The sequence below is a fragment of the Pedobacter sp. KBW06 genome (genome assembly GCF_003852525.1).
Taxonomy (GTDB): Bacteria; Bacteroidota; Bacteroidia; order Sphingobacteriales; family Sphingobacteriaceae; genus Pedobacter.
Genome location: NZ_QAJL01000001.1, coordinates 1,639,177 through 1,661,476, shown reverse-complemented (window position 1 = coordinate 1,661,476; position 22,300 = coordinate 1,639,177). Strand labels below are relative to the sequence as shown.

The following is a 22,300-nucleotide window of genomic DNA, read 5'->3' as shown; positions in this document are numbered from 1 at the left end:
AATTTTTTAGGATTGTTAATTTTTAGCAGCGTTATTTAGCAGTATTATTTTTAGAAATATTACTTTAAAAAAAGAAGCATTACTAATCAAAGGCTGGAATCTTTTGCGCTGAAGGGGCGCAAATCTTCCTATGCCTTTTCTTAGAACGCTTCTTTTTTTTTGATAATTATTCCATGAAAGACAGGTCGCCATTCCTGTTGTAGACCATAATTTTTCCGATTTGATCTGCTATTTCTTTTCCGTTGATCAGTTCTACTACATGAAGGGAGCCGTCTAATCCTGAGGTGATTCCTGCGGTGGTTATCAGTTTTCCATCTTCCACAAAGCGGACCTTTTCAAGAGTTTCTATTTTTTTGTTTTGTTTAAGCAGGTTCAGGGCGAGGTAATGGGTAGTGGCTTTATTTCCATCCAGCACTCCCGCTTTTGACAATAGTAAAGATCCGGTGCATACAGACATGGTTAGCTTTGTATTTTTATTTTGGTTGCTGATCCATTTCAGGAGTTCAGGTTGACTGTCGGAGGTACTTTTGATTACTTCTGGCGCAGCGCCCGGAACAATCAGGATATCTGCCTGAGGAGCATTTTCAAAACCGTAAGTAGATTGCATCACTATTGTACCTCCTTCTGAAGGGACAAGTTTTTTGCTGGATGCAGAGACGGTGTAAAGGTAATATGTGGGGTCCATTGCATTTGCTTTTGTAAAGACGTCTACCGGACCATTCAGGTCCATCGCTTCCACCTGATCGTAGATTAGAAAGGCGACATTGATTTTCTTTTTTTCTTTTTTCAGTTCAAGCAGCTGATTTTTTGGTTGTTGTGTCTGTCGTATCTGTTTTGTCTGTTGTGTGTGCGGTGTCTGTTGCATCTGTTTTGTCTGTTGTGCCTGAGCGGCGATAGTGTTGACGATAATTGAAGTGATGGCAATTAAGAATTTAACTGATTTCATGTTTTTTGAATTATGATGTGAAATATTAAGCAATGCAGTAGCCATACAATGGTTTAAAACGATCGTTTAAGCTGTTTAAAGCAGTTTGGAATTAAGTTGTTTTAGGAGGAACCAAACAGATTCCGGTAATACGAGGGGCTGGTATCCAGGTGACGTAGAAATGCTTTTCTCATGGTATCTGAACTACCGAAGCCACATTTTTCAGCGATCTCATCCAGGGATAGTCTGGTTTCTTCCAGGAATCTGCGTCCGGATTCTACACGTAGCTTTTCGATATACCGGGCTGGAGTGAATCCGGTTTCTATATGAAATACTCTGGCAAAATTTCTGGGGCTCATTGCCATACGACCAGATAAGCGCTCTACGTTCAGGTCTTCCTGCAGGTGTTTGGCGATCCATAATTGCAGGTCCCGGATTGGCTTTTTACTGGAGAGTTGCTGGCTGAGCAGGTTACTAAACTGGGATTGGTTGCCTGGTCTGCGGAGGTACAAAACTAGGTACCTGGCAATGGTTAAAGCCAGCTCCGGACCGTGATCCTCTTCTACCATAGCCAGCGCAAGGTCAATTCCCGCTGAGGCTCCGGCAGAAGTATAGATGTTGCCATCCTTAACAAAAATCGGATCAGGATTAACGCGGATATCTTCATATGAACTGTGTAACTCCTGGCAGTTCATCCAATGTGTGGTTGCTCCTTTATTCTTTAACAAACCGGCTTCTGCTAATACAAATGCACCAATACATACAGAGCCTACTCTTCGAATCTCAGGTGCCTTTGTCTTTACCCATTCCACCAGTCTGGGATAGCTTTTCCATTCCATATGACTGGGAAATCCGGCGATGAGTAACGTATCAATCTTTTTGTCGATCGTATAAATATTGCTATTGGTCCTGATCACAATGCCGCTTCTGGTACTGACATCAAGATCTTCCGTAGCAGATACGGTAAGCACCTCGTACTCCACATCTATTTTTTTTAAGGTTTCCGAAGGATAAAAATGATTCGCACCCGTAAATACATCGGCAGGACCTATAATGTCAAGTGTTAAGGCATCAGGCATGGCAACAATAACAACTAATCGCTTCTCCATTGATCTTTATATTACCCGACAAAGGTAAGGTCAGGAGAGTTCGTCTGCAATGACAAGTTTACGTGCATTTCTGCCAAATACGGACCTTTTCACTAATGCCTTTCATCTCTCAGTTCTGTAATAAAAATCCGGTCTTTAATCCCTTGCAATGAATATTTGCCTCCGAATGCCTGCAATAAAGCCTCCTTCTAATGCCCCTGCCTCCAAAATCTACGCAATAACCTACCCATATCTGCCTCCAAAACAATTGCTATAAAACCCTGCTCTGCATCCTGCTTTTCCCTCTTCCCAGCTTTATTCCGAGTAAATATTTATTCCTTAAAAAAGATTGTGCTGTGAAAAGACCTAGAAAATTTTGCAGCTCTTCGCTGCAAAAGATTTCAGTCTTTGAATAGCATATCTTTTTTAAGAAATAATTTCCTGTAATAATTGCCATTCTACCTGTTATTCCCTAATTTAAGATACTTTTTAACCCCCCAAATAAAACTATGGAGATTATACACCTGAGTGCGGAATGTTATCCTATTGCGAAAGTAGGTGGACTGGGCGATGTTGTTGGCGCACTGCCAAAATACCAGAACAAGCTTGGCCATGTAGCGAAGGTGGTAATGCCTGCTTACCAGACTAAATTCATGCAGGAAAACGAGTTTGAGGTGGTTTACGACGGATGGGGAAAGTTAGGTTTCCACAATTTTCCTGTGCGCATCTTCAGGGAAAAAACGAATAAGTTAGGCTTCGACCTTTACCTTGTCCACATTTCCGGATTGCTGGACCGGCCGAATGTTTACGGTTACGACGACGATACCGAGCGTTTTCTTGCCTATCAGATTGCGGTGCTCGACTGGATCACCCAATGGGAACACCGCCCTGATGTGATTCATTGTCACGATCACCATACCGGTTTGGTTCCTTTTATGATGGCTTATTGTCATCAGTTTAAGAAATTGAGTACGGTACCTTCGATACTGACCATACACAATGCGCAATATCAGGGGCAGTTTGGCTGGGATAAGCTTCATTATATTCCTCCTTTTGACTTATGGAAATCCGGTCAGCTGGACTGGAAAGGTTCCATCAACCCCTTGGCTTCGGCGATAAAATGTGCCTGGAAGGTAACTACGGTATCACCAAGTTATCTGGAAGAGATTAGCTTTAAGGCAAATGGCTTAGAAGATTTACTTGCACAGGAGCGGGCTAAGTCGGTTGGAATTCTGAACGGAATAGACAATGAGGTCTGGGATCCGCAAAATGATCCGATGCTCGAAAAAAAATATGCCATTCGTACGGTAGAAAATGGAAAAAAGGCAAACAAAGAAGCCTTATGTCGTGTTTTCAACTTAGATCCTCTGAAACCACTCTTTACTTTCATAGGACGATTAGTCGGAGAAAAGGGAGCCGACCTCTTACCGGATATATTTTATAATGCTTTGTTACAGGCTAACGGAGGAATAAATGTGTTGGTTTTAGGATCCGGAGATCCCCAGGTAGAAGGGAGACTAATGCAGTTGAAGGAAGCTTTCCCGGGAAACTACAACGCTTATATTGGCTATAATGAACAGCTGTCCCATCAGATTTATGCAGGGGCAGACTTTCTGCTGATGCCAAGCAGGGTGGAGCCATGTGGATTAAACCAGATGTATGCACTGCGTTATGGGACGGTTCCGATTGTACGGAGGGTAGGAGGATTAAAGGATACGGTGGTTGACATTGGGGATGGTGGTTTTGGAGTTTGTCATGATCAGACCAGTGTTTGGGATGTTGGCCATGCGATAGGAAGGGCTTATGAGCTTTACCATGATGAAAAACACCTGAAGGAGATCCGTAAATATATGATGCAATTAGACCACTCATGGGATAGAGCGGCACAACAATACATTGACTTGTACCAAATATAATAAACTGAATAGCTATGACTGATAAAGTATTGGCGGTCATCCTTGGTGGTGGCCAGGGATCGAGGTTGTCCCCACTTACACAAACGCGCTCTAAACCAGCGGTTCCTATAGCCGGAAAGTACCGGCTGGTTGATATTCCGATTTCAAACTGCTTAAACTCAGGCATACACCGCATGTTCGTTCTTACGCAATTTAATTCAGCCTCGCTGAATAAGCACATTAAGAACACCTATCATTTTAGCCATTTCAGTGCTGCTTTTGTAGACATTCTTGCGGCAGAGCAAACGCCTGATAACCCAACCTGGTTTCAGGGAACTGCGGATGCGGTAAGGCAAACCATGCACCATTTGTTAAACCATGAATTTGAGTACGTACTCATTTTATCGGGAGATCAGCTGTATCAGATGGATTTCAACAAGATGGTGAATGCGCACATTGAAAGCGGCGTACAGATTACACTCGCAACGATTCCGGTAACTGAAAAAGAAGCACCGGAATTTGGGATCCTTAAATCCAATGAGCAGAACATCATCACGTCATTTATCGAGAAACCTGCGGCTTCGTTACTGGCCGACTGGACTTCTGATACCGGAGAAGAGATGCGTGCCGAAGGTCGTGAGCACCTGGCATCGATGGGGATTTATATTTTTAACAGAGACTTACTGATTAAAATATTTGCTGAAAATGCAGATGAGAAGGATTTTGGAAAGGAAATTATCCCAAGAATGTTAAATACCTATGATGTGCTGAGCTTTCAGTATGAGGGGTATTGGACAGATATTGGAAACATCTCTTCTTTCTTTGAAGCCAATCTTGGACTGACCGATGACCTGCCTAAGTTTAACCTGTTCGACAGTCACCACAGCATTTTTACCCGCCCGCGGATGTTGCCACCTTCCAAGATTCTGGGAACAACGCTGGATAAGGCGATCATTGCTGAAGGCTGTATTTTACATGCGGAAAGCATCAGGCATTCTGTGATCGGTATTCGTGCACGGATTGGAAAAGAGACTACTGTTGACAGCTGCTATATTATGGGCAGTGATAAATACCAGGTTCTGGAAGAGATGGAGGTCGATCTGCAAAATAAAAAGCCATGGATCGGCATCGGCGACAGGTGTATCATCACCAATGCCATCTTAGATAAAAACTGCAGGATTGGAAATGACGTTCAGATCATTGGCGGGGCACACCTTCCTGACAGCGATCATGCACTTTATACCGTAAAGGATGGTATTGTTGTCGTGAAAAAAGGAGCCATTATTCCTGATGGAACGATCATTAAATAATCATTTATTAAATAATCGTTATTGATACCGGAAGACCAATGAGAACACTGTTTTTTCAAAAGGAATAGAATTCACTTCAAGGCTTCCATGGTGCATCTTCATAATGTTTCGGGTAATGGTCAGGCCAATACCCGAACCATTTTTTCTGGTCGTAAAGAAAGGGACAAAGATTTTCTCAATCAGTTCTGCATCGATTCCTTTGCCATTATCCGTTACTTCCAGGTATAACTTGTTCTGATCGAGCCGGTAGTTGATCTCGATCACGGGGTGCTCGGCTTCATCCAAAGCATAAATGCTATTGGTAACGAGGTTAATCAAGGCCTGTTCCACGAGTTTCAAGTCCATCTGTATCGTGATTTTCGAAGAAGTTTGCTCCACTTTAAGCATGATGTTCCTGCCATTGGCAAAAGGCTGCATCAATACTTTGATGTGTTGCAGGATTTCTCCTATGGTATGGTATTCCAGATCGGGCGTAGGGAGTTCTGCGATCAGGCGGTAATCCTTTACGAAATCCAGTAATCCCTCGGATCTCCTTTTGATCGTTTTTATGGCTGGTTTTAAATCTTCAAGGTCCTCATGATTTAAGGTTTCCTTATTGGAGATCATGCTGTTCACTGTGTCGGATAAAGAGCTGATCGGCGTAATGGAATTTAAGATCTCATGAGAGATGACACCAATCAACCTGTTCCATGCTTCGCTTTCTTTTTGTTCGATCTCGTCCTTGATGTTCTGAAAAGAGATGATCGTATAGTCTGTCATGTACAGATTAAGGGGGATCACTTCGGTAGAGAGCTGGATGAGTTTGTCCTGAATTTTCAGTTCCATAAAACGCTTCCCACCCTTGCCAATCGCTTCGATTTCTTTTGAGAAATCGGGGCTATGCTGTGCCACACGGTGCCAGTATTTATAGGTTGGAATGCCTAATAAACTCGTTGCCGCCTGGTTGAAAAATACAATTTCTGTTTGCCGGGCATCCTGCACATTGTCTTTGATCACAATTACACCCACAGGAACCTGCTCCAGAATAGTCTTAATGAGTTGAAACATGGAATCCTTCTCCAGCTGTATGTCTTTCTGGGTTTGTATGATGTCGTTGAAAGATTCATAAAGTTCAGGAAAACTGCCCTTTGTAGCCTTATTTCTAAAGTTCAGGGTACTGTCGCGGGTTTTTACCGCCAGGATAAAACGCTTGATGTCTTCCCTGATCTGGTTGATGTAAAAGTATAAATTCAGCAGGGCGGAGATCAGCAGGATGCCTAATCCGGAAATGGTAAACCAGAGTTCTGTTTTCCTGATCAGGTAATACAGCAAGATTCCCAGTGCATTGATCAATACCAGGCGACTGATTAAGCGGAAAGTGAAGCGGTTATAAAAGGTCATAGGTCAAATTTTTCTATGCGCCTGTAAAGTGCAGCACGGGTGAGGCCAAGTTCTAGGGCAGCCCTGGAGATATTGCCTTTATGTTTGTCTATTGCTTTCTGAACCATAAGCTTTTCCATTTCTTCCAGTCCCATTTCCGGCTGGATCAGGGTATTTCCACCGAACTTCTGTGGGCTCAGTTGTAGATCTCCTGCACTGATTTCCATGCCATCGGCCATGATCACTGCGCGTTCAATTACATGTTGCAGTTCGCGTACGTTTCCTGGCCAATGGTAACCTAATAACAAACTCTCGGCTTTTGCCTCGAATTTATACAGGCTTTTATGGTATTTTGTGCTGAAACTCTGCAGGAAGTGGTTTGCCAGCAGGATGATGTCTTCACCACGTTGGGCAAGGCCTGGCAGCAATAGCTCTACCGTATTGATCCGGAACAACAAATCCTGTCTGAAAGTTCCTTTGTTCACCATTTCATTGAGTGGCATATTGGTGGCCGTAATCAGGCGGACATTGACTTTGCGCTCTTTGCTCTCTCCCAGGCGGGTCACCGTTCTGTTTTGCAGTACACTTAATAGTTTTGCCTGGAGCGGCTGAGACAGGTTTCCAATCTCATCTAAAAATATGGTTCCTCCATCTGCAAGCTCAAACCTGCCTGGTTTATCGTCTTTGGCATCTGTAAATGCTCCTTTGGCATAACCAAAAAGCTCGCTTTCAAAAAGATTTTCATTCAGGGAACCCAGATCTACATGCATAAAGATGTGGTTCTTTCGCAGGGAATGCTTGTGCAGTTCATAGGCGAAAACCTGTTTTCCTGTTCCGTTTTCTCCAAGAATCAGGACATTGGCATCTGTTGGTGCCACTTTAATGAGGGTATTCTGCAGGTGTTTAATGGGTGCTGAATTTCCAACGATATGCTCGAACTGTCTGGCCTGGTCCTTTTGTAAAGAAGAATGGATCTTTTCCAGTTTCTTTACTTTTTTGTTGGACTGCCTTAAACGGGATGCCGCCGACAGGGTCGCGAATAGTTTTTCATTTTCCCAGGGCTTAAGAATAAAGTCTGTAGCACCCTTTTTAATCGCCTGAACAGCCAGCTCCACATTTCCATAAGCAGTCATTAAGATCACGACATAATCTTTATCAATGGAGAGGATATGCTCCAGCCAGTACAATCCCTCGCGTCCGTTACTGGCTCCCTTCTGATAATTCATGTCCAGCAGGATAATGTCTATCTCATTATGACTGAGCAGTACATTGATTTCCTTTGGAGATTTACAGGTCACAACCTGATTGAAATGTTGTTTTAAGAATAAGCGTGCACTCAATAAGATGTCGTCATCGTCATCGATTACTAAAACATTTGCATCTATCATTTTTATGAATTTAACTGTACGGTTTGGTTTCCTTATTATTCGTTATCGTGTATCAGGTATAAATGGCCTTCATCCTGACTTTCCGAAGCGGCATCAGGTAAGGTTGCGCTTCTGATAAAGGTAAAGCCGAAGCAACGCTCAAAAATAGCAGAAACTGTTCGATGCTGTACAGCTAGTGTCCGATTATGAACGCTTTTTGATTGATGTTTGATTTAACTAGTTGATAATTAGTGATATAAATATATTTTTTTTGATTGGCATACCCTTGGCTTATGGCTAATCACTAAGCGTAATACAAAAATGGATAAGATCATAGAGAAAAAAAGGTTCAGTAAAAAAACAATAATAACCATTGCAGGGGCTATAGCTTTAGTGGGCCTTGTGGCTTATGGATACAGCCTTTCCTTAAACAAGGTATATAAAGCAGATGCAGAGAAGATTACAGTGAGCAAAGTTCAGTATGGCGACTTCGAGGATGTCGTATTGCTCAATGCAAGCGTGGTTCCCTTAACCTCGGTAATTGTAAGTTCACCGGAAGGTGGTACTGTAGCCGAGATCTTTACAGAAAACGGAGCTTCGGTAGTTAAAGGAACGCCATTATTGAGGATTACCAATCCGAATGCCTTATCTAATTATACTTCCAGCGAAACGAGTATTACCGAGCAGATCAATCAATTGAGAAAGCTGCGTCTGGATCTGGAACAAAATCAAAGGGTGATGAGCCAGGATATGATGGTGATTGAAAACAGTTTGAGAACGGCGAGCAGAAAATATAAAATTGACAGCACCTTATTCGCTAAGAATGTCATCACACGTGAAGAGTTTAACATTTCAAGTCAGGATTACGAATATTTTCAAGGTAGAAAGAACATTTTGAAACAAGCGGTAAAACAGGAGAATCAGGGGAGGGTAATGCAGCTTAAACAGATTGACATTTCCATCGGCAGGATGAATGAAAGCCTGGAAACCATCAGACAGAATATTGAGAATATGACCATCAAGGCACCTGTGGCCGGACGTTTATCTTCTTATGATCCGGTAACAGGTAAGTCTTATGCCCCGAATGAAATGTTGGGTAAGATCGATGTACTGCAAGGGTATAAATTGCAGGCAGCAGTAGATGAGTATTACATCAACAGGGTGAAAGAAGGACAAAGTGCGAACGTAGAGTTTAACGGCAATACGTATAAGCTATCGGTCAGAAAAGTGATTCCGGAGGTTACCGCAGGGCAGTTTCAGGTGGAGTTGGTATTCGAAGGAAAATCTCCGGATGAGCTGAGAAGAGGTCTGTCTATGCAGGTGAAACTTACCTTGTCGGACAACAGCAAATCTCTGCTGATCTCACAGGGACAGTTTTTCCAAAGTACCGGCGGCACCTGGGTATTTGTGGTGAAAAATGGAAAAGCCACGAAAAGAAACGTGAAGATTGGTCGTAAAAACTACCTGTACTATGAAGTATTGGAAGGCTTACAAAAAGAAGAGGAAGTGATTACTTCATCTTACGATCAGTTCAACCAGTATGATATTATAGAAATTAGCAAATAGTGCATTAAAGACATAAATTTAGGTTAGTGTGCCCAGGATTATTGCGTTGATCCGGGCGCTAGCCTTTCTAAAAAACGCTTAAACGGATAAAAATATAGCCATGATAAAAATAGAAAACCTGGAAAAAGTTTATAAAACTGAAGAAATTGAGACTACTGCTTTAAATGGGATAAACCTTCATGTTAAAGAAGGCGAATTTGTCTCTATTATGGGGCCTTCGGGCTGCGGTAAATCTACTTTGCTAAATGTAATGGGCTTATTGGATAAGCCTGAAAGTGGCAGTTATAAATTCATTGACACGGAATTATTGAAGCTCAATGACAAGGAACGTTCCAACTTCAGGAAACGTAATATGGGATTTGTGTTCCAGAATTTCAATTTGATCGATGAGCTGACCGTTTTTGAAAACATCGAACTTCCGTTGATCTATAACAAAATCCCGGCTACAGAGCGTAAAAGGCTGGTCAATGAGATCATCGAAAGGATGAACATTGTGAATAGGAGCGGACACTTTCCTCAGCAGCTTTCAGGTGGACAGCAGCAACGTGTGGCTGTTGCCAGGGCATTGGTAACCAAGCCAAAACTGGTATTGGCGGATGAGCCTACAGGAAACCTGGACAGTTCCCACGGTAATGAAGTCATGGAGTTGCTTTGTGAACTGAATGAAACAGGAACCACGATTGTCATGGTGACCCACTCTTCTCATGATGCCAGTTTTTCTAACCGGATCATCAACTTAAAAGATGGACACGTCATCTCTGAAAAGATCAATAAGAACCGTACAGAAGAACTTATATAAGTAATATCATGTTCAGACTCAATCTAAAAATAGCGTTACGGAACCTTTGGAAAAACAAAGGTTATTCTACTTTAAATATTTTTGGACTCTCTATTGGATTGGCAGGTTTCATTATGATCCTGTTATTTGCCAATCATGAACGGAGCTATGATACCTGGAATTCGGATGCAAAAGACATTTACAGGATTTCTATCAAATGGGGACCTGGACAGGAAGAATATTCTTCAAGCCCTGCGGAACTGGCTCCTGCTTTAAAAGAAGTATTACCGGAAATTGCCGATTACGGTCGTTTTTATGTCTGGGACATGAGACAGCGCCTGATAAATAAGGATAAAAATGAAAGTTTTGTAGACCATATCATGGGGGTAGACAGCTCCTGGTTTAAACTGTTTCCCTATAAATTTATCTATGGTGATGCAAAAAAAGCCATTTTATCGAACAATCAGATTGTTTTAAGTCAAAAGACGAGTGAATTGTTTTTTGGAAAAACGAATCCTGTAGGGCAGTCTTTGCTGATCAATACCAAAGACCGTTATGTAGTAAGTGGCGTATATGAGGAACCCAATACACCGGAACACCTGGAACATGATGGTTTCGTAAAAATGTCATCACCAGGTGATGGCTGGGGTAACGGCAATTATTACACCTACTTAAAATTGAAAGCAGGAACAGACAAAGCGGCTTTCGTTAAAAAACTAAACGAGGCTTTTAAAAAACTTCCGGTGGTAAAGGAAGATCAGGGATTAAAAGACGTAGAATTGTTTCTTACCTCAGTGCCCGATATTTACCTGCATGCCAGCAGTGCACAGGATCCTGCCAAAAGGGGCAATGCTAAAATTGTGACGATTTTGGTGCTCTTTTCTTCTTTGTTACTGATCATTGCCTGTATCAATTTTACCAACTTATCTATTGCACAATCTGTGAAGCGGGCCAAAGAAACCGGGGTCCGAAAAGTTCTGGGAGCTTTGAGAAGCAACCTGATCACTTACTTCCTGACAGAAACAGGAATACAATGTCTGTTGGCCTTGTTGCTGGCCCTGACCATTGCGGAGGTCGGAATGCCTGTTTTGAACCAGCTGATGGACGTAAAACTCTCTCTCTTGAGCTATTCAAACCCGGGGCAGCTGATCATTCAGCTCTCGCTGGTGATGACATTGGTCATCATTCTTGCGGGTGGATACGCAGCGTTTTTTCTGTCGAATTATGAGCCTGTAAAAGTTTTGAAAGGAAACTTCTCCAGAGGAATTGGCAGTTTATGGATGCGTAAAACATTGATTTCAATCCAGTTTATTGTGGCGACGGTGTTTATGGTCGCTTTGATGATCATCCGCCAGCAGGTGACTTACATCAAAAATCAGGATGTGGGCTTCAGGAAGGATCATGTGCTGGTATTTAAGGTCAGGAAAGGTGACACCAGAAGAAATTTCAGCCAGATTAAACAGCGACTGCTCAAAGTACCAGGAATAAATGCGGTGAGCCGTGTGAATTACTACCCGGGCGTAAAAGCCATGCAGGTGATTGACCGTGATTTTAATGGAGGAAAGGTCTCCAATCTAAGTACCATTACCGTGGATTTTGATTATTTCAAAGTGATGGGGATGCCTGCTCAAAAGGGACGGGTGTTCTCGGATAAGTTTGCTACCGATAGCAGTGCTATTGTGGTGAATGAATCTGCGGTAAAAAAATATGGTTTACAAAAGCTGATCGGAAGCAAATGGATTAACGACAGGGTGATCATTGGTGTGGTTAAGGACCATGTTCAGAAAGGGATGGAAACTGCCGCTGAACCTACCGCATTTGTGGTGGAAGGACGAGGAACAAATTCCGCTGATCATGTGATTTTAAAAATGGATGGGGGGAATACACAGGAGAGCCTTGAAGCACTTAAAGAAGTATGGACAGCTGTGGAGCCATTTCCTTTTCAATACACCTGGCTGGATCAGAGTTTTGCACAGGTTTATGTACAGTATGTGAGGCTGGATAAGCTTTTCAATATATTCACCTATGTGACCCTGGCGATTGCTGTATTGGGCTTATTTGCACTGGCATCCTTCTCCGTTCAGGAACGTACCAGGGAAATCGGGGTAAGAAAGGTTTTGGGAGCAGAGACAACGGATATCCTGAGGCTGATCAATAAGGGCTTTTTAGCACTCGTTCTGATCGCGAACCTCATTGCAATTCCGGTTGCCTATATTTTATCCAGTAACTGGCTTTCCGGTTTTGCGTACCGGACCACCATTACGGTATGGCCATTTGTTTTTGCAAGCATTATTTCTGTGTTAATCACGGTGCTCACGGTAAGTCTTCAGACCTTTAAAACAGCTAATGCGAAGCCTGTTGATGCACTTAAATACGAATAGTCAAATTATATAATATGTTCAGACTTAACTTAAAAATCGCTTTGCGAAACCTTTGGAAAAACAAGGGATATACTTTGATCAATGTCGGCGGACTGGCGATAGGTTTGGCCAGCTGCATGATTCTGCTGCTGTATGTGGCTTACGAATGGAGCTTCGACAAACAAACCAGCGGATACGAACGTACCTATGTCGTTTACAACAATCAGAAAAACGGGGATCATACTGTGAATTTTCCCTGGACACCAGGGGTGCTGGCTGATGAGCTGCGGACAAAAATACCGGGAATCACCAGGGCCTCAAAATCAACTTATCCTGCTGAACACCTGATTAGCTATAACCATCAGAACTTTAAGAAAAAGGCGGTGTTTACAGATACTGCTTTTCTTAAAATATTTGATTATAAAGTTTTACAGGGAAACAGAGATCAGATGCTGAAAAATCCAAACGCTGTAGTGTTGACGCAGCGTATGGCGAAAATCTTGTTCGGAAACGAGAACCCAATCAATAAAACGGTTAAAATAGATGGCAAAGAAGACCTGATTGTAGAAGGGGTGATCGAAGATGTGCCTGTTACCAGTAGTATTCAGTTTGATTACCTGGGCTCATGGGCGATGTTTTTAAAGCAAAATGTATGGGCACAGGAGAACGAAAAAAACTGGGGTAATAATTATTGCCTTACGGTACTGCAGATTCAGGACAATAGCTTTTTTGAAAGGGTAACTGCAGAAATCAAGGGGGTTTATCAGCGGAACCAAAAGGAAAACAGGAATTTTGCCTCGATCCACCCCATATCAAAATGGCACCTGTACAATAAATTTGAAAATGGAAAATCAGTTGGCGGAAAAATAGATAGCCTCAGGATTTTCCTGTTGCTGGCCTTTTGTATTTTATTAATTGCCTGCATCAATTTTATGAACCTTTCTACGGCAAGGTCTGAAAAACGTGCAAAAGAAGTAGGAGTCCGTAAAGCAATTGGAGCAGCCAGAAAGTCATTGATTGCTCAGTTTATGATGGAGTCTGTATTGCTGGCCTTTTTTGGGATGGTGGTGGCTTTTATGCTGATGGAGATCAGCCTTCCTTACTTTAATAGCATTTTAAATACAAATCTGACCATTAATTATAAGGACTGGGAGTTTTGGTCGGTTTTGATCACGCTGACTTTATTTACCGGTTTGGTTGCGGGTAGTTATCCGGCTTTTTACCTCTCTTCTTTTAATCCGGTAAGGGTATTGAAAGGATTTAACCTGCCGGGGAATTCTTCCTTATCTATCAGAAAGGTGTTGGTGGTGTTCCAGTTTGTATTTGCAGTTTGTTTAATTATATGTACTGTAGTGATCTATCAGCAACTGAATTATGTCAAGAATAAGCCTGTTGGATACAATAGGGCCGGATTGGTCGAAATTCCGGTTGAAGGCAGATTACTCATCGGCGGAAAAATGAAACTGCTCAGGGAACAGTTGCTCAAGTCGGGGGCAGTGACCAATGCCAGCATGTTCAGTACCAGTTTAAGCCGGGGAGGAAACAATACCTCCGGGGTGAGCTGGCCGGGTAAAAACCCAAAAGTAGATGTCCTGGTTAACTTTAGGTTCGCTCACTATGATTTCGCGGCCACCCTTGGAACGAAAATGGTGATGGGCAGGGAGTTTTCGCCTCAGTATGCAGACAGTGGAAAGGTCATCATCAATGAAACCGCGGTCAAAGTGATGAGTTTGTCAAATCCGGTGGGTAAGGTGATTACCTGGGGAGGTGAAAAACTGACTGTCATCGGTGTAGTGAAGGATTTTGTGATGGAAACCCCTTATCAGACCGTAACACCGATGATCATGATGGTTAATTCAACCGGAGATGGAGAAGGGGTCCTGGTGATGCGCCTGAACCCAACACAAAGTATCAGTGCTTCTATGCAACAGATTACCACACTGGTAAAAGAGATGAATCCTGATTTTCCTGTAGATGCAACATTTTTGAGCGATAGCTTTGAAGCCAAGTTTCAGAATGAAAAGGTACTCGGTATCCTGGCAAACTGGTTTGGTGGTTTCTCGATTTTTATTTCCTGTTTGGGGCTGTTGGGCTTGAGTTTATTCATGGCAGAACAACGCAGGAAAGAAATCAGTATCCGTAAGGTGCTCGGCGCAAGTATGATGAATATTTTAACCTTGCTGAATAAAGATTTTGTAAAACTCGTGGCGATCGCGAACCTGATCGCTTTCCCGCTGGCTTATATTATGATTAGCCAATGGTTGTCTGCATTTGAATTCAGGATCAGTATTTCCTTTATTCCTTTTGCAATTGCGATCGGCTTATCCCTGCTCATCGCATTTCTAACGGTGAGTGCACAATCGGTGAAAGTGGCAAAATCCAATCCGATTGATGCATTAAAATACGAATAGACATCATAAATAACGGTACAGCAACATGTTCAGACAACACCTTAAAATCGCTTTGCGAAACCTTTGGAAAAACAAAGGATATACCCTGATAAATGTGGGGGGGGTAGCGATTGGCCTGGCCAGCTGTATGTTGTTGTTATTGTATGTTGCACATGAATGGAGCTATAACAGGCAGTTCAGTAACTATGATAAGACGTATGTCGTATATAACAATACAAAAACGCCAAATGAAGTATTAAGCTGGCCATGGACACCGTCGGTGATGGCAAAGGAAGTGGGACAGCAGATTTCAGGAGTATCCAGGGCTTCCTGTTCGACCAATCCAGCACCGTTATTAATCGCGAACGGGCAAAGGGGTTTTAAAAAACAAGCGGTCTTTGCAGATCAGGATTTTCTGAAAATATTGGATTACAAGTTTATTAAGGGGAATCCGGAAAAGGCTTTGGCAGCGGTAAACGGTATAATCCTGACAGAGAGTACTGCGAAAAGTTTGTTTGGAGATGAAGATCCGATCAATAAAACATTAAAACTGGAGAATTCACAGCTGTTAAAAGTCGAGGCTGTGATTGCCGATATTCCGGAGACAAATACGATCCGGTTTGATTACCTGATGCCCTGGGCAGCTTACGAGAAACAATATCCATGGTCTAAAGATGCAGGATGGGGAAGTCATTATGCCCTGACGCTCGTTCAGCTGGAGGACAACCGTTTTTTTGATCAGGTGAGCAAAGAAATTAAAGGAATCTTTAAGCGCCATGAAAAAGGAACGCTGGCAGAGGCGATGATTCATCCCTTTTCCAAATGGCATTTATACAGTCGTTTTGAGAATGGAAAATCAGTAGGCGGCAAAATTGATCAGGTTAAAATTTTTGTGGGTATTGCCTTTTGTATCCTGTTGATTGCCTGTGTCAATTTTATGAACCTTTCTACGGCGAGGTCTCAGAAACGGGCAAAGGAGGTTGGGGTACGTAAAGCTATTGGTTCTTCCAGAAAATCACTCATCAGCCAGTTTTTGGTAGAATCTGTGTTGTTTTCTTTTCTGGGGATGCTGCTTGCTTTTGTTTTAATGGAAATCAGCCTGCCTTACTTTAATGGATTGCTCCATATCGAGCTTGTGATCAATTATAGCAATTGGGAATTCTGGCTGGTGCTCTTCGCTCTGACACTGTTTACCGGTTTTGTTGCAGGGAGTTATCCTGCATTTTACCTGTCTTCATTTGAGCCTGTTAAAGTTCTAAAAAGCCTCAGTATCGGAGGGAATTCCTCTGTTTCGATCAGAAAGGTGCTCGTTGTTTTTCAGTTTGTTTTTGCTGTATGTTTGATGATTTGCACGATCGTCGTGTACCAGCAGCTGAATTATATTAAGGATAAATCTATTGGTTATGAAAAGGCTGGCCTGATTGAGATTCCACTTCAGGGAACCCTGGGGAAAGGTTTGGGCGGTAAAGAAAATCTGGATGTCTTAAAAGATGAACTGATCAAATCAGGGGCTGTGAATAGTGTCAGCTTTTTCAGTTCCAGCATGAACTGGGACGGGCACCGGACATTTGACATGAACTGGCCGGGTAAAAGTAAAAAGGAGTTGGTTTATTTCAATTACCGCTGTGCAGGTTATGATTTCGTAAAGACTATTGGGAGTAAAATGATATCGGGAAGGGAGTTTTCTGCCCGATACAAGGACAGCACCAATGTGATCGTGAATGAATCGGCCGTCAGGGTGATGGGACTGAAAGACCCGATTGGTACTGTGATTAGCATGGGACAGGATCAGGTGAAGATTATAGGTGTGATCAAAGACTTTGTGGTAGGATCACCTTATCAGCAGGCAGCACCGATGGTGATTTACGATTGGAATGTGAATTTTAATTTCGCCCTTGTTCGCTTGAACCCTGCAATGAATGTCAGCAGCTCTGTTCAGAGAATTGACGAAGTGATGAAAAGGTTAAACCCGGACTTTCCTATGGAAAGAAGCTTTGTGGATGAGGACTTTAAACTAAAATTCCAGAACGAGCAGCTCCTGGGAACTCTGGCGAATTGGTTTGGTGGTTTTGCCATCTTTATCTCCTGTCTGGGTCTGCTGGGACTGACCTTATATATGGCAGAGCAGCGCAAGAAGGAAATCAGTATCCGCAAGGTTTTAGGGGCCAGTGCAATTGATGTGCTTTCCTTGTTGAATAAAGATTTTATGAAGCTCGTGGGGATTGCCAATCTGATTGGATTTCCATTGGCGTATGTCATCATGACGAAATGGTTGTCGGCCTATGAGTTTCGGGTGGGGATTTCCATTTTGCCTTTTGCAATGGCTTTGGGTTTATCCCTGATCATCGCGATCCTTACCCTCAGTGTACAATCGGCAAAGGTCTTGAAATCCAACCCTGTGGATGGGTTAAAATATGAATAGGTATTTGAAAATATAGAAAAGAATGTTCAGGTTAAATCTTAAAATCGCTTTGCGGAACCTTTGGAAGAATAAGGGATATACGGCAATTAATATTGGTGGGCTGGCCATTGCACTTTCGGCTTTTATTATGGTCGTGATGTATGTCGGTTTTGAAACCACGTTCGACCATCATATTCCGAACCACAACCGCATTTATCTGGTGGGAAGAAGTCTGCCTGAGGGGAAGACAAATTATACCCCCGCCTCGCTTGCACCATCAATGAAAGCTGCTTTTCCGGAGATTGAGAATGTCGGAAGAAGTAAAAAAACCGGATTTGAGTTTGCTTTTAGTACCGACGAGGGTAGGATCTACGGTAAAAATGTACTCTCTGTAGATTATGAAATGGCAAAAATGTTCCATTTGCGGCCAGATGGCGGATTAAAAAAGCCGGCTGCGGAAGGTTTTGATTTATATGTACCTCAGGAGTTTGCCGATGTCTTGTTCCCCCGCAAGAATCTGACGTATCCCCGCCTGGTGACCCTTGGTCCCAGGAACGCTGGACAATCGGCAAACATCCAGGGTATTATCAACTACCGTACCGACCATTCCAATTTGAAATTTGATGCGATGGTGATTTCAAATGATGTTGCTGCCAATCAGGACCCCAATGCTTTGAATTACCAGACCTATATTGAAGTTAAAGCAGGCGCAGATGTGGCTCAGCTTGAACATAAGATAGATGGCCTGTTTAAAAAGGAAATGATTAAAAATGGGATGAGTGCCGGTGACAAGATGATTTCCGGAAGGTCGGTGATCTTTTTAGATCCCCTGGATAACCTGCATTTGAAGCCTGTTGCCGGAAACAATACCAATTATAAAATTGTCCTTGCACTGGGAATACTGGGTTTGCTCGTGCTGGTGATTGCCTGCATCAATTTTACCAACCTCACCATTGCACAAACAAACAGGAGGGCAAAAGAGGTCGGGGTTAAAAAGGTACTCGGTGCTTACCGGATGAACCTGATCTTTCAGTTTTTGATCGAAATTCTGATGCAGTGTCTTTTAGCATTGGTAATCGGATTGGCATTGTCGGAATTGTTACTCCCTTATTTTAATGGCTTATTTGAAACTTCCTTATCCTTATGGAAAGGCAATGGAGCGTTGTTCTGGCAGCTGCCTGGTATTTTGATCGTGATTACACTGATTTCGGGCGTTTACCCGGCATTGGTGTTGTCCGGCTTCAGGCCTGCCGATGTTTTAAAAGGAAACCTGCAAACGAGTTATAAGACCCTTTGGTTGAGAAATGCGTTGCTCGTGATACAGTTTAGTGTAGCGATTGTCTTTATCGCGGGTCTCTTGATTGTGAGCACTCAGTTGAAATACATGAAAACCGAAGATACCGGCTTTAAACCTGCACAAGTGGTTTCTATCCAAAATACGGTGTGGTTTAAACGCGATAATTTTGAGCAATTGAAGGCGAAGGTGAACGGAATTCCCGGGGTAAATGCCTTTACGGTAGCCACTATTGTTCCGGATGGTTCCAAGGCACAGAAGAACAACTATTCTTTTGAAGGAAAAGAGCAGGGCCTGGACATCATTCATGTTGATTTCGATTATTTCGAAACCCTTCATTTGAAACTTAAAGAAGGTCGTTTCTTTTCCAAAAGGTTTAACACAGATACGCTGAATTCAATTGTATTGAATGAAAGTGCTGTCGCTGCTTATGGAATGAGTAATCCTGTCGGAAAGACGATCAGGGGGTGTGATATGGATTACAGGATTGTAGGCGTAGTCAGGGATGTTAAAGCGCAGGGATTTGAAACGGCCGTAGAACCGACGGTTTATGCTATAAAAAATCCATGTGGTAACCTCAGCGAAAAGTCTATGCTGATGGTAAATATTGATCAGGCAAAGATGGCTGCCGTTCTTGCAAGCCTGAAAACAAATTGGAAGGACTGGAATCAGCTGGATGGAGATGATTTCAGGTATGAATTTCTGGATGAGTTGTATGGCCGCTTATTTAAGAAACAGGAGCAGCTTCAATCGGTGTTTTACGGGGCAGCGGTGCTGACGATCTTTATCGCTGTTTTGGGGCTTTTTGCTTTCTCTGCATTTAGTACCAATAGCCGAAGAAAAGAAATTGCAGTCAGAAAGATTTTAGGGGCAACCGATGTTCAGGTACTCCGTCTGTTAAACAGTTTTTTCATTTGGGTGGTTTTAACTGCCAATCTGATCGGCTGGCCAATCGCCTATATCGTGGCTACAAGATGGCTGGATACGTTTGCTTATAGAATAGATGTTCCCCTATTGCCATTCCTGCTTGCCGGACTGATCAGTATGGTTCTTACGGTTCTTACCGTAAGCATTCAGGCGGAAAAAGCCGTAAAAGCAAACCCTGTTGATGCTTTAAAATATGAATAATGTAATTAAATATTAAAGAGATATGTTCAGACTAAACCTTAAGATCGCCCTGCGGAACCTATGGAAGTATAAGGGCTACACCGCCATCAATATCATTGGATTGTCTATCGGACTGGCAGGTTGTCTGCTGATCTTTATTTTTCTGAAATTTCAGCTGAGCTTCGATAAAAGCGAGGAGAAGAAGGATCGGATTTACCGGGTCGTGTCTTCCTGGATTTATCCTGAGGAGGAATTTTTTACCAGTGGGGTTCCGGTTCCATTGGCTCCGGCAATGCGCAATGATTTTTCAGAATTTGAAAAAGTGGCTGCAGTTCGTCAGGGTGGGGGAATTCTCAAAGTGAAAAATGAGGGAGGAAAGGCAGATCTGAAATTAAAGCAGGATATTTTCTATGTGGAGCCTCAGTTTTTTGAGATTTTCAAAATTGAATGGCTTTCCGGAAACCCGGAGCAGGCCTTATCACAGCCTAATATGGTGACGCTTTCGGAAAAAACAGCGGTAAAGTATTTTGGAAGCTGGAAAAATGCAATCGGTAAAAGTATCCTGTACAACAATAAGGCGGATTATAAGGTAACCGGGGTTTTTAAAGACTTCCCCGAGAACAGCAGCTTTCCTTTCGAGGTGGTGTTTTCTTATGCTTCATTTGCAGAGAAGGATAGTAAAGCCTGGGGCTGGGTAACGAACCGGTCGGAATGTTACGTGCTGCTGAAAGAAGGACTTCAGGCTGCGGATCTTGAAAAGCCTTTGAAACAATTCATCACTAAATATTATGTAGAGAAAGGCCCGGCCCAGGAAAAACATTATTTCCAGCCGCTTTCTGAGGTCCATCACGACTCCAGGTTTGGGAATTTCCGGTATAAAACCATGCCTTACAGAGAGCTGATTGGCCTTTCTGTAATTGGCCTCTTTTTGTTGATTACGGCATGTATCAATTTTATTAATCTGGCAACAGCGCAAGCCATCAGTCGTTCTAAGGAGGTGGGCATCCGAAAAGTAATGGGAAGCCGTCGTAAGCAACTGATCTGGCAGTTTCTAAGTGAAACCGCTTTAATAACGGTTATTTCTTTAGGCTTTGCCTGTGTATTGACAGAACTGGGCATTCCGAAAATGGAAAGCCTGATGGAGGCGAATGTTTCTTTTCAGCTGTTCTCTGAGCCGGTTGTTTTTATATTCATGCTGATTTTAATTCTGGTCGTGAGTTTCCTTGCGGGGCTCTATCCTGCATTGGTGATGTCCGGGTTCAGTCCGGCACTGGCCATCAAGAATAAGATCAGCTCGGCCAATGCCGGTGGGTTGGGATTGAGGAAAATTCTGGTCGTTGCACAATTTGCCATTACTGCGGTGTTGATCATCGCCACTCTGGTTGTGGTGAGGCAAATGGGATATATGAGGGAGAAATCGCTGGGCTTTGATACGAAAGCGGTATCAATAGTCAACATTCCCGGAGATAGCCTTAGCAGGTTAAAATATGAAGGATTGAGGGAAAGATTAATGCAAAAACCAGGTGTAAGGGAAATTAGTTTTGCCAATGCTGCGCCGGTTTCTACAGATAATATGACTTCAAGTTTCCGCTATGATCATCGTGCTGATGATGAAAAGATTCAATTAAACCTGAAAAAAGCCGATGAACATTATCTGAAAACTTTCAATTTACCACTGATTGCAGGTAGAGGCTTGTCGAAAAGTGATACACTTAAGGAATTTGTGGTTAACGAGCAATTGTTGAAATCTTTGGGCATCAGAAATCCTGCAGATGCCATAGGAAAGACAATGAATGTAGGGGGAAGGGGAGGGAGCATTGTGGGCGTCGTGAAAGACTTTAACAACCTGACCTTTAAGAGTGCCATCTCTCCGATTGCCATTTATTCTGATAAAAGAGACTATAATGCAATGGCGGTAAAGATAGATACTAAGGACATGGTGGCGACGATGAAAATAGTAGAAACAGAATGGAATAACACCTTTCCTGATCATGTGTATGAAGCTGAGTTTCTGGACGACAACATCCTTGGATTTTATAGAACAGAGCAGGTAATGGGTGTACTTTTCAAAGTTTTTGCCGGGGTTGTGATCTTCATTTCCTTTATCGGCTTATTCGGATTGGTATCATTTATCGCTGCGCAGAAAACACGTGAAATTGCGATCCGTAAGGTGCTTGGTGCCTCGACTTTAGAATTGGTTAAAATGCTCAACCGGTCCTTTTTATGGATGGTGCTGATCGCCAACCTGGTGGCCTGGCCATTGGCTTATATTTTTGTTTCCAAATGGTTGAATGGCTTCGTTTACCGCATAGAAATCAGCATTTGGCCATTCATGATTGCGATGGTGTTATCGGTAATCATTACCTTGGTTACGGTGAGTCTGCGGTCTTTTAAAGCGGCGAGTACGAACCCGATAGATGCCCTCAAATACGAATAAACTTATCCTGAGAAAAATTAAAT

General features: G+C 42.7%; 13 protein-coding genes. 9 read left to right on the top strand and 4 right to left on the bottom strand.

Features of this window, described 5'->3' with window-relative positions; all coding sequences use genetic code 11:
- Positions 1 to 166: 166 nt before the first annotated feature.
- On the bottom strand, positions 167 to 946 hold the full coding sequence (locus DBR43_RS06605) for a DJ-1/PfpI family protein (protein WP_158622450.1): 780 nt from the start codon (positions 944 to 946) through the stop codon (positions 167 to 169).
- Between the two features lie 101 nt (positions 947 to 1,047).
- Complete coding sequence (locus tag DBR43_RS06600) at positions 1,048 to 2,034, bottom strand: GlxA family transcriptional regulator (protein WP_124579059.1); 987 nt, start codon at positions 2,032 to 2,034, stop codon at positions 1,048 to 1,050.
- A 488-nt stretch (positions 2,035 to 2,522) separates the two neighbouring features.
- On the opposite strand from DBR43_RS06600, the gene DBR43_RS06595 reads away from it, so the two are divergent.
- The gene (locus tag DBR43_RS06595) at positions 2,523 to 3,929 is read left to right on the top strand and encodes a glycogen synthase (RefSeq protein WP_124579057.1); all 1,407 of its coding nucleotides are present in this window, start codon (positions 2,523 to 2,525) and stop codon (positions 3,927 to 3,929) included.
- A 14-nt stretch (positions 3,930 to 3,943) separates the two neighbouring features.
- The gene (locus DBR43_RS06590; RefSeq protein ID WP_124579055.1) at positions 3,944 to 5,218 is read left to right on the top strand and encodes a glucose-1-phosphate adenylyltransferase; all 1,275 of its coding nucleotides are present in this window, start codon (positions 3,944 to 3,946) and stop codon (positions 5,216 to 5,218) included.
- Positions 5,219 to 5,236: 18 nt separating this feature from the next.
- Here the strand turns inward: DBR43_RS06590 and DBR43_RS06585 are convergent, their stop codons facing one another.
- Both DBR43_RS06585 and DBR43_RS06580 read right to left on the bottom strand, forming a co-directional pair.
- Positions 5,237 to 6,598 (bottom strand): sensor histidine kinase, encoded by a 1,362-nt coding sequence (locus DBR43_RS06585; RefSeq protein WP_124579054.1) that lies wholly within the window; start codon positions 6,596 to 6,598, stop codon positions 5,237 to 5,239.
- Positions 6,595 to 7,965, bottom strand: a complete 1,371-nt coding sequence (locus DBR43_RS06580) for a sigma-54-dependent transcriptional regulator (RefSeq protein ID WP_124579052.1) — start codon at positions 7,963 to 7,965, stop codon at positions 6,595 to 6,597. Before DBR43_RS06580 ends, DBR43_RS06585 begins: the two co-directional genes overlap by 4 nt.
- A gap of 300 nt (positions 7,966 to 8,265) precedes the next feature.
- On the opposite strand from DBR43_RS06580, the gene DBR43_RS06575 reads away from it, so the two are divergent.
- From DBR43_RS06575 to DBR43_RS06545, 7 genes are all read left to right on the top strand, one after another.
- Positions 8,266 to 9,510: an efflux RND transporter periplasmic adaptor subunit gene (locus DBR43_RS06575; protein WP_124579050.1), complete on the top strand. Its 1,245-nt coding sequence runs from the start codon at positions 8,266 to 8,268 to the stop codon at positions 9,508 to 9,510.
- A gap of 100 nt (positions 9,511 to 9,610) precedes the next feature.
- Complete coding sequence (locus DBR43_RS06570) at positions 9,611 to 10,309, top strand: ABC transporter ATP-binding protein (protein ID WP_124579048.1); 699 nt, start codon at positions 9,611 to 9,613, stop codon at positions 10,307 to 10,309.
- Between the two features lie 8 nt (positions 10,310 to 10,317).
- Positions 10,318 to 12,669, top strand: a complete 2,352-nt coding sequence (locus DBR43_RS06565; protein WP_124579046.1) for an ABC transporter permease — start codon at positions 10,318 to 10,320, stop codon at positions 12,667 to 12,669.
- 14 nt (positions 12,670 to 12,683) lie between these two features.
- Positions 12,684 to 15,059 carry an ABC transporter permease gene (locus tag DBR43_RS06560; protein WP_124579044.1) on the top strand — a complete coding sequence of 792 codons (2,376 nt, stop codon included), beginning with the start codon at positions 12,684 to 12,686 and terminating at the stop codon, positions 15,057 to 15,059.
- A 25-nt stretch (positions 15,060 to 15,084) separates the two neighbouring features.
- The gene (locus DBR43_RS06555) at positions 15,085 to 17,460 is read left to right on the top strand and encodes an ABC transporter permease (RefSeq protein ID WP_124579042.1); all 2,376 of its coding nucleotides are present in this window, start codon (positions 15,085 to 15,087) and stop codon (positions 17,458 to 17,460) included.
- A gap of 22 nt (positions 17,461 to 17,482) precedes the next feature.
- On the top strand, positions 17,483 to 19,861 hold the full coding sequence (locus tag DBR43_RS06550; RefSeq protein ID WP_124579040.1) for an ABC transporter permease: 2,379 nt from the start codon (positions 17,483 to 17,485) through the stop codon (positions 19,859 to 19,861).
- Positions 19,862 to 19,883: 22 nt separating this feature from the next.
- Positions 19,884 to 22,277, top strand: coding sequence for an ABC transporter permease (locus DBR43_RS06545; protein WP_124579038.1), 2,394 nt, complete (start codon positions 19,884 to 19,886; stop codon positions 22,275 to 22,277).
- The last annotated feature ends 23 nt before the right edge of the window (positions 22,278 to 22,300 follow it).

Coding starts and splice junctions, on each gene's coding strand:
- DBR43_RS06605 (WP_158622450.1), bottom strand. CDS start 946: ATGAAATCAGTTAAATTCTTAATTGCCATCACTTCAATTATCGTCAAC.
- DBR43_RS06600 (WP_124579059.1), bottom strand. CDS start 2,034: ATGGAGAAGCGATTAGTTGTTATTGTTGCCATGCCTGATGCCTTAACA.
- DBR43_RS06595 (WP_124579057.1), top strand. CDS start 2,523: ATGGAGATTATACACCTGAGTGCGGAATGTTATCCTATTGCGAAAGTA.
- DBR43_RS06590 (WP_124579055.1), top strand. CDS start 3,944: ATGACTGATAAAGTATTGGCGGTCATCCTTGGTGGTGGCCAGGGATCG.
- DBR43_RS06585 (WP_124579054.1), bottom strand. CDS start 6,598: ATGACCTTTTATAACCGCTTCACTTTCCGCTTAATCAGTCGCCTGGTA.
- DBR43_RS06580 (WP_124579052.1), bottom strand. CDS start 7,965: ATGATAGATGCAAATGTTTTAGTAATCGATGACGATGACGACATCTTA.
- DBR43_RS06575 (WP_124579050.1), top strand. CDS start 8,266: ATGGATAAGATCATAGAGAAAAAAAGGTTCAGTAAAAAAACAATAATA.
- DBR43_RS06570 (WP_124579048.1), top strand. CDS start 9,611: ATGATAAAAATAGAAAACCTGGAAAAAGTTTATAAAACTGAAGAAATT.
- DBR43_RS06565 (WP_124579046.1), top strand. CDS start 10,318: ATGTTCAGACTCAATCTAAAAATAGCGTTACGGAACCTTTGGAAAAAC.
- DBR43_RS06560 (WP_124579044.1), top strand. CDS start 12,684: ATGTTCAGACTTAACTTAAAAATCGCTTTGCGAAACCTTTGGAAAAAC.
- DBR43_RS06555 (WP_124579042.1), top strand. CDS start 15,085: ATGTTCAGACAACACCTTAAAATCGCTTTGCGAAACCTTTGGAAAAAC.
- DBR43_RS06550 (WP_124579040.1), top strand. CDS start 17,483: ATGTTCAGGTTAAATCTTAAAATCGCTTTGCGGAACCTTTGGAAGAAT.
- DBR43_RS06545 (WP_124579038.1), top strand. CDS start 19,884: ATGTTCAGACTAAACCTTAAGATCGCCCTGCGGAACCTATGGAAGTAT.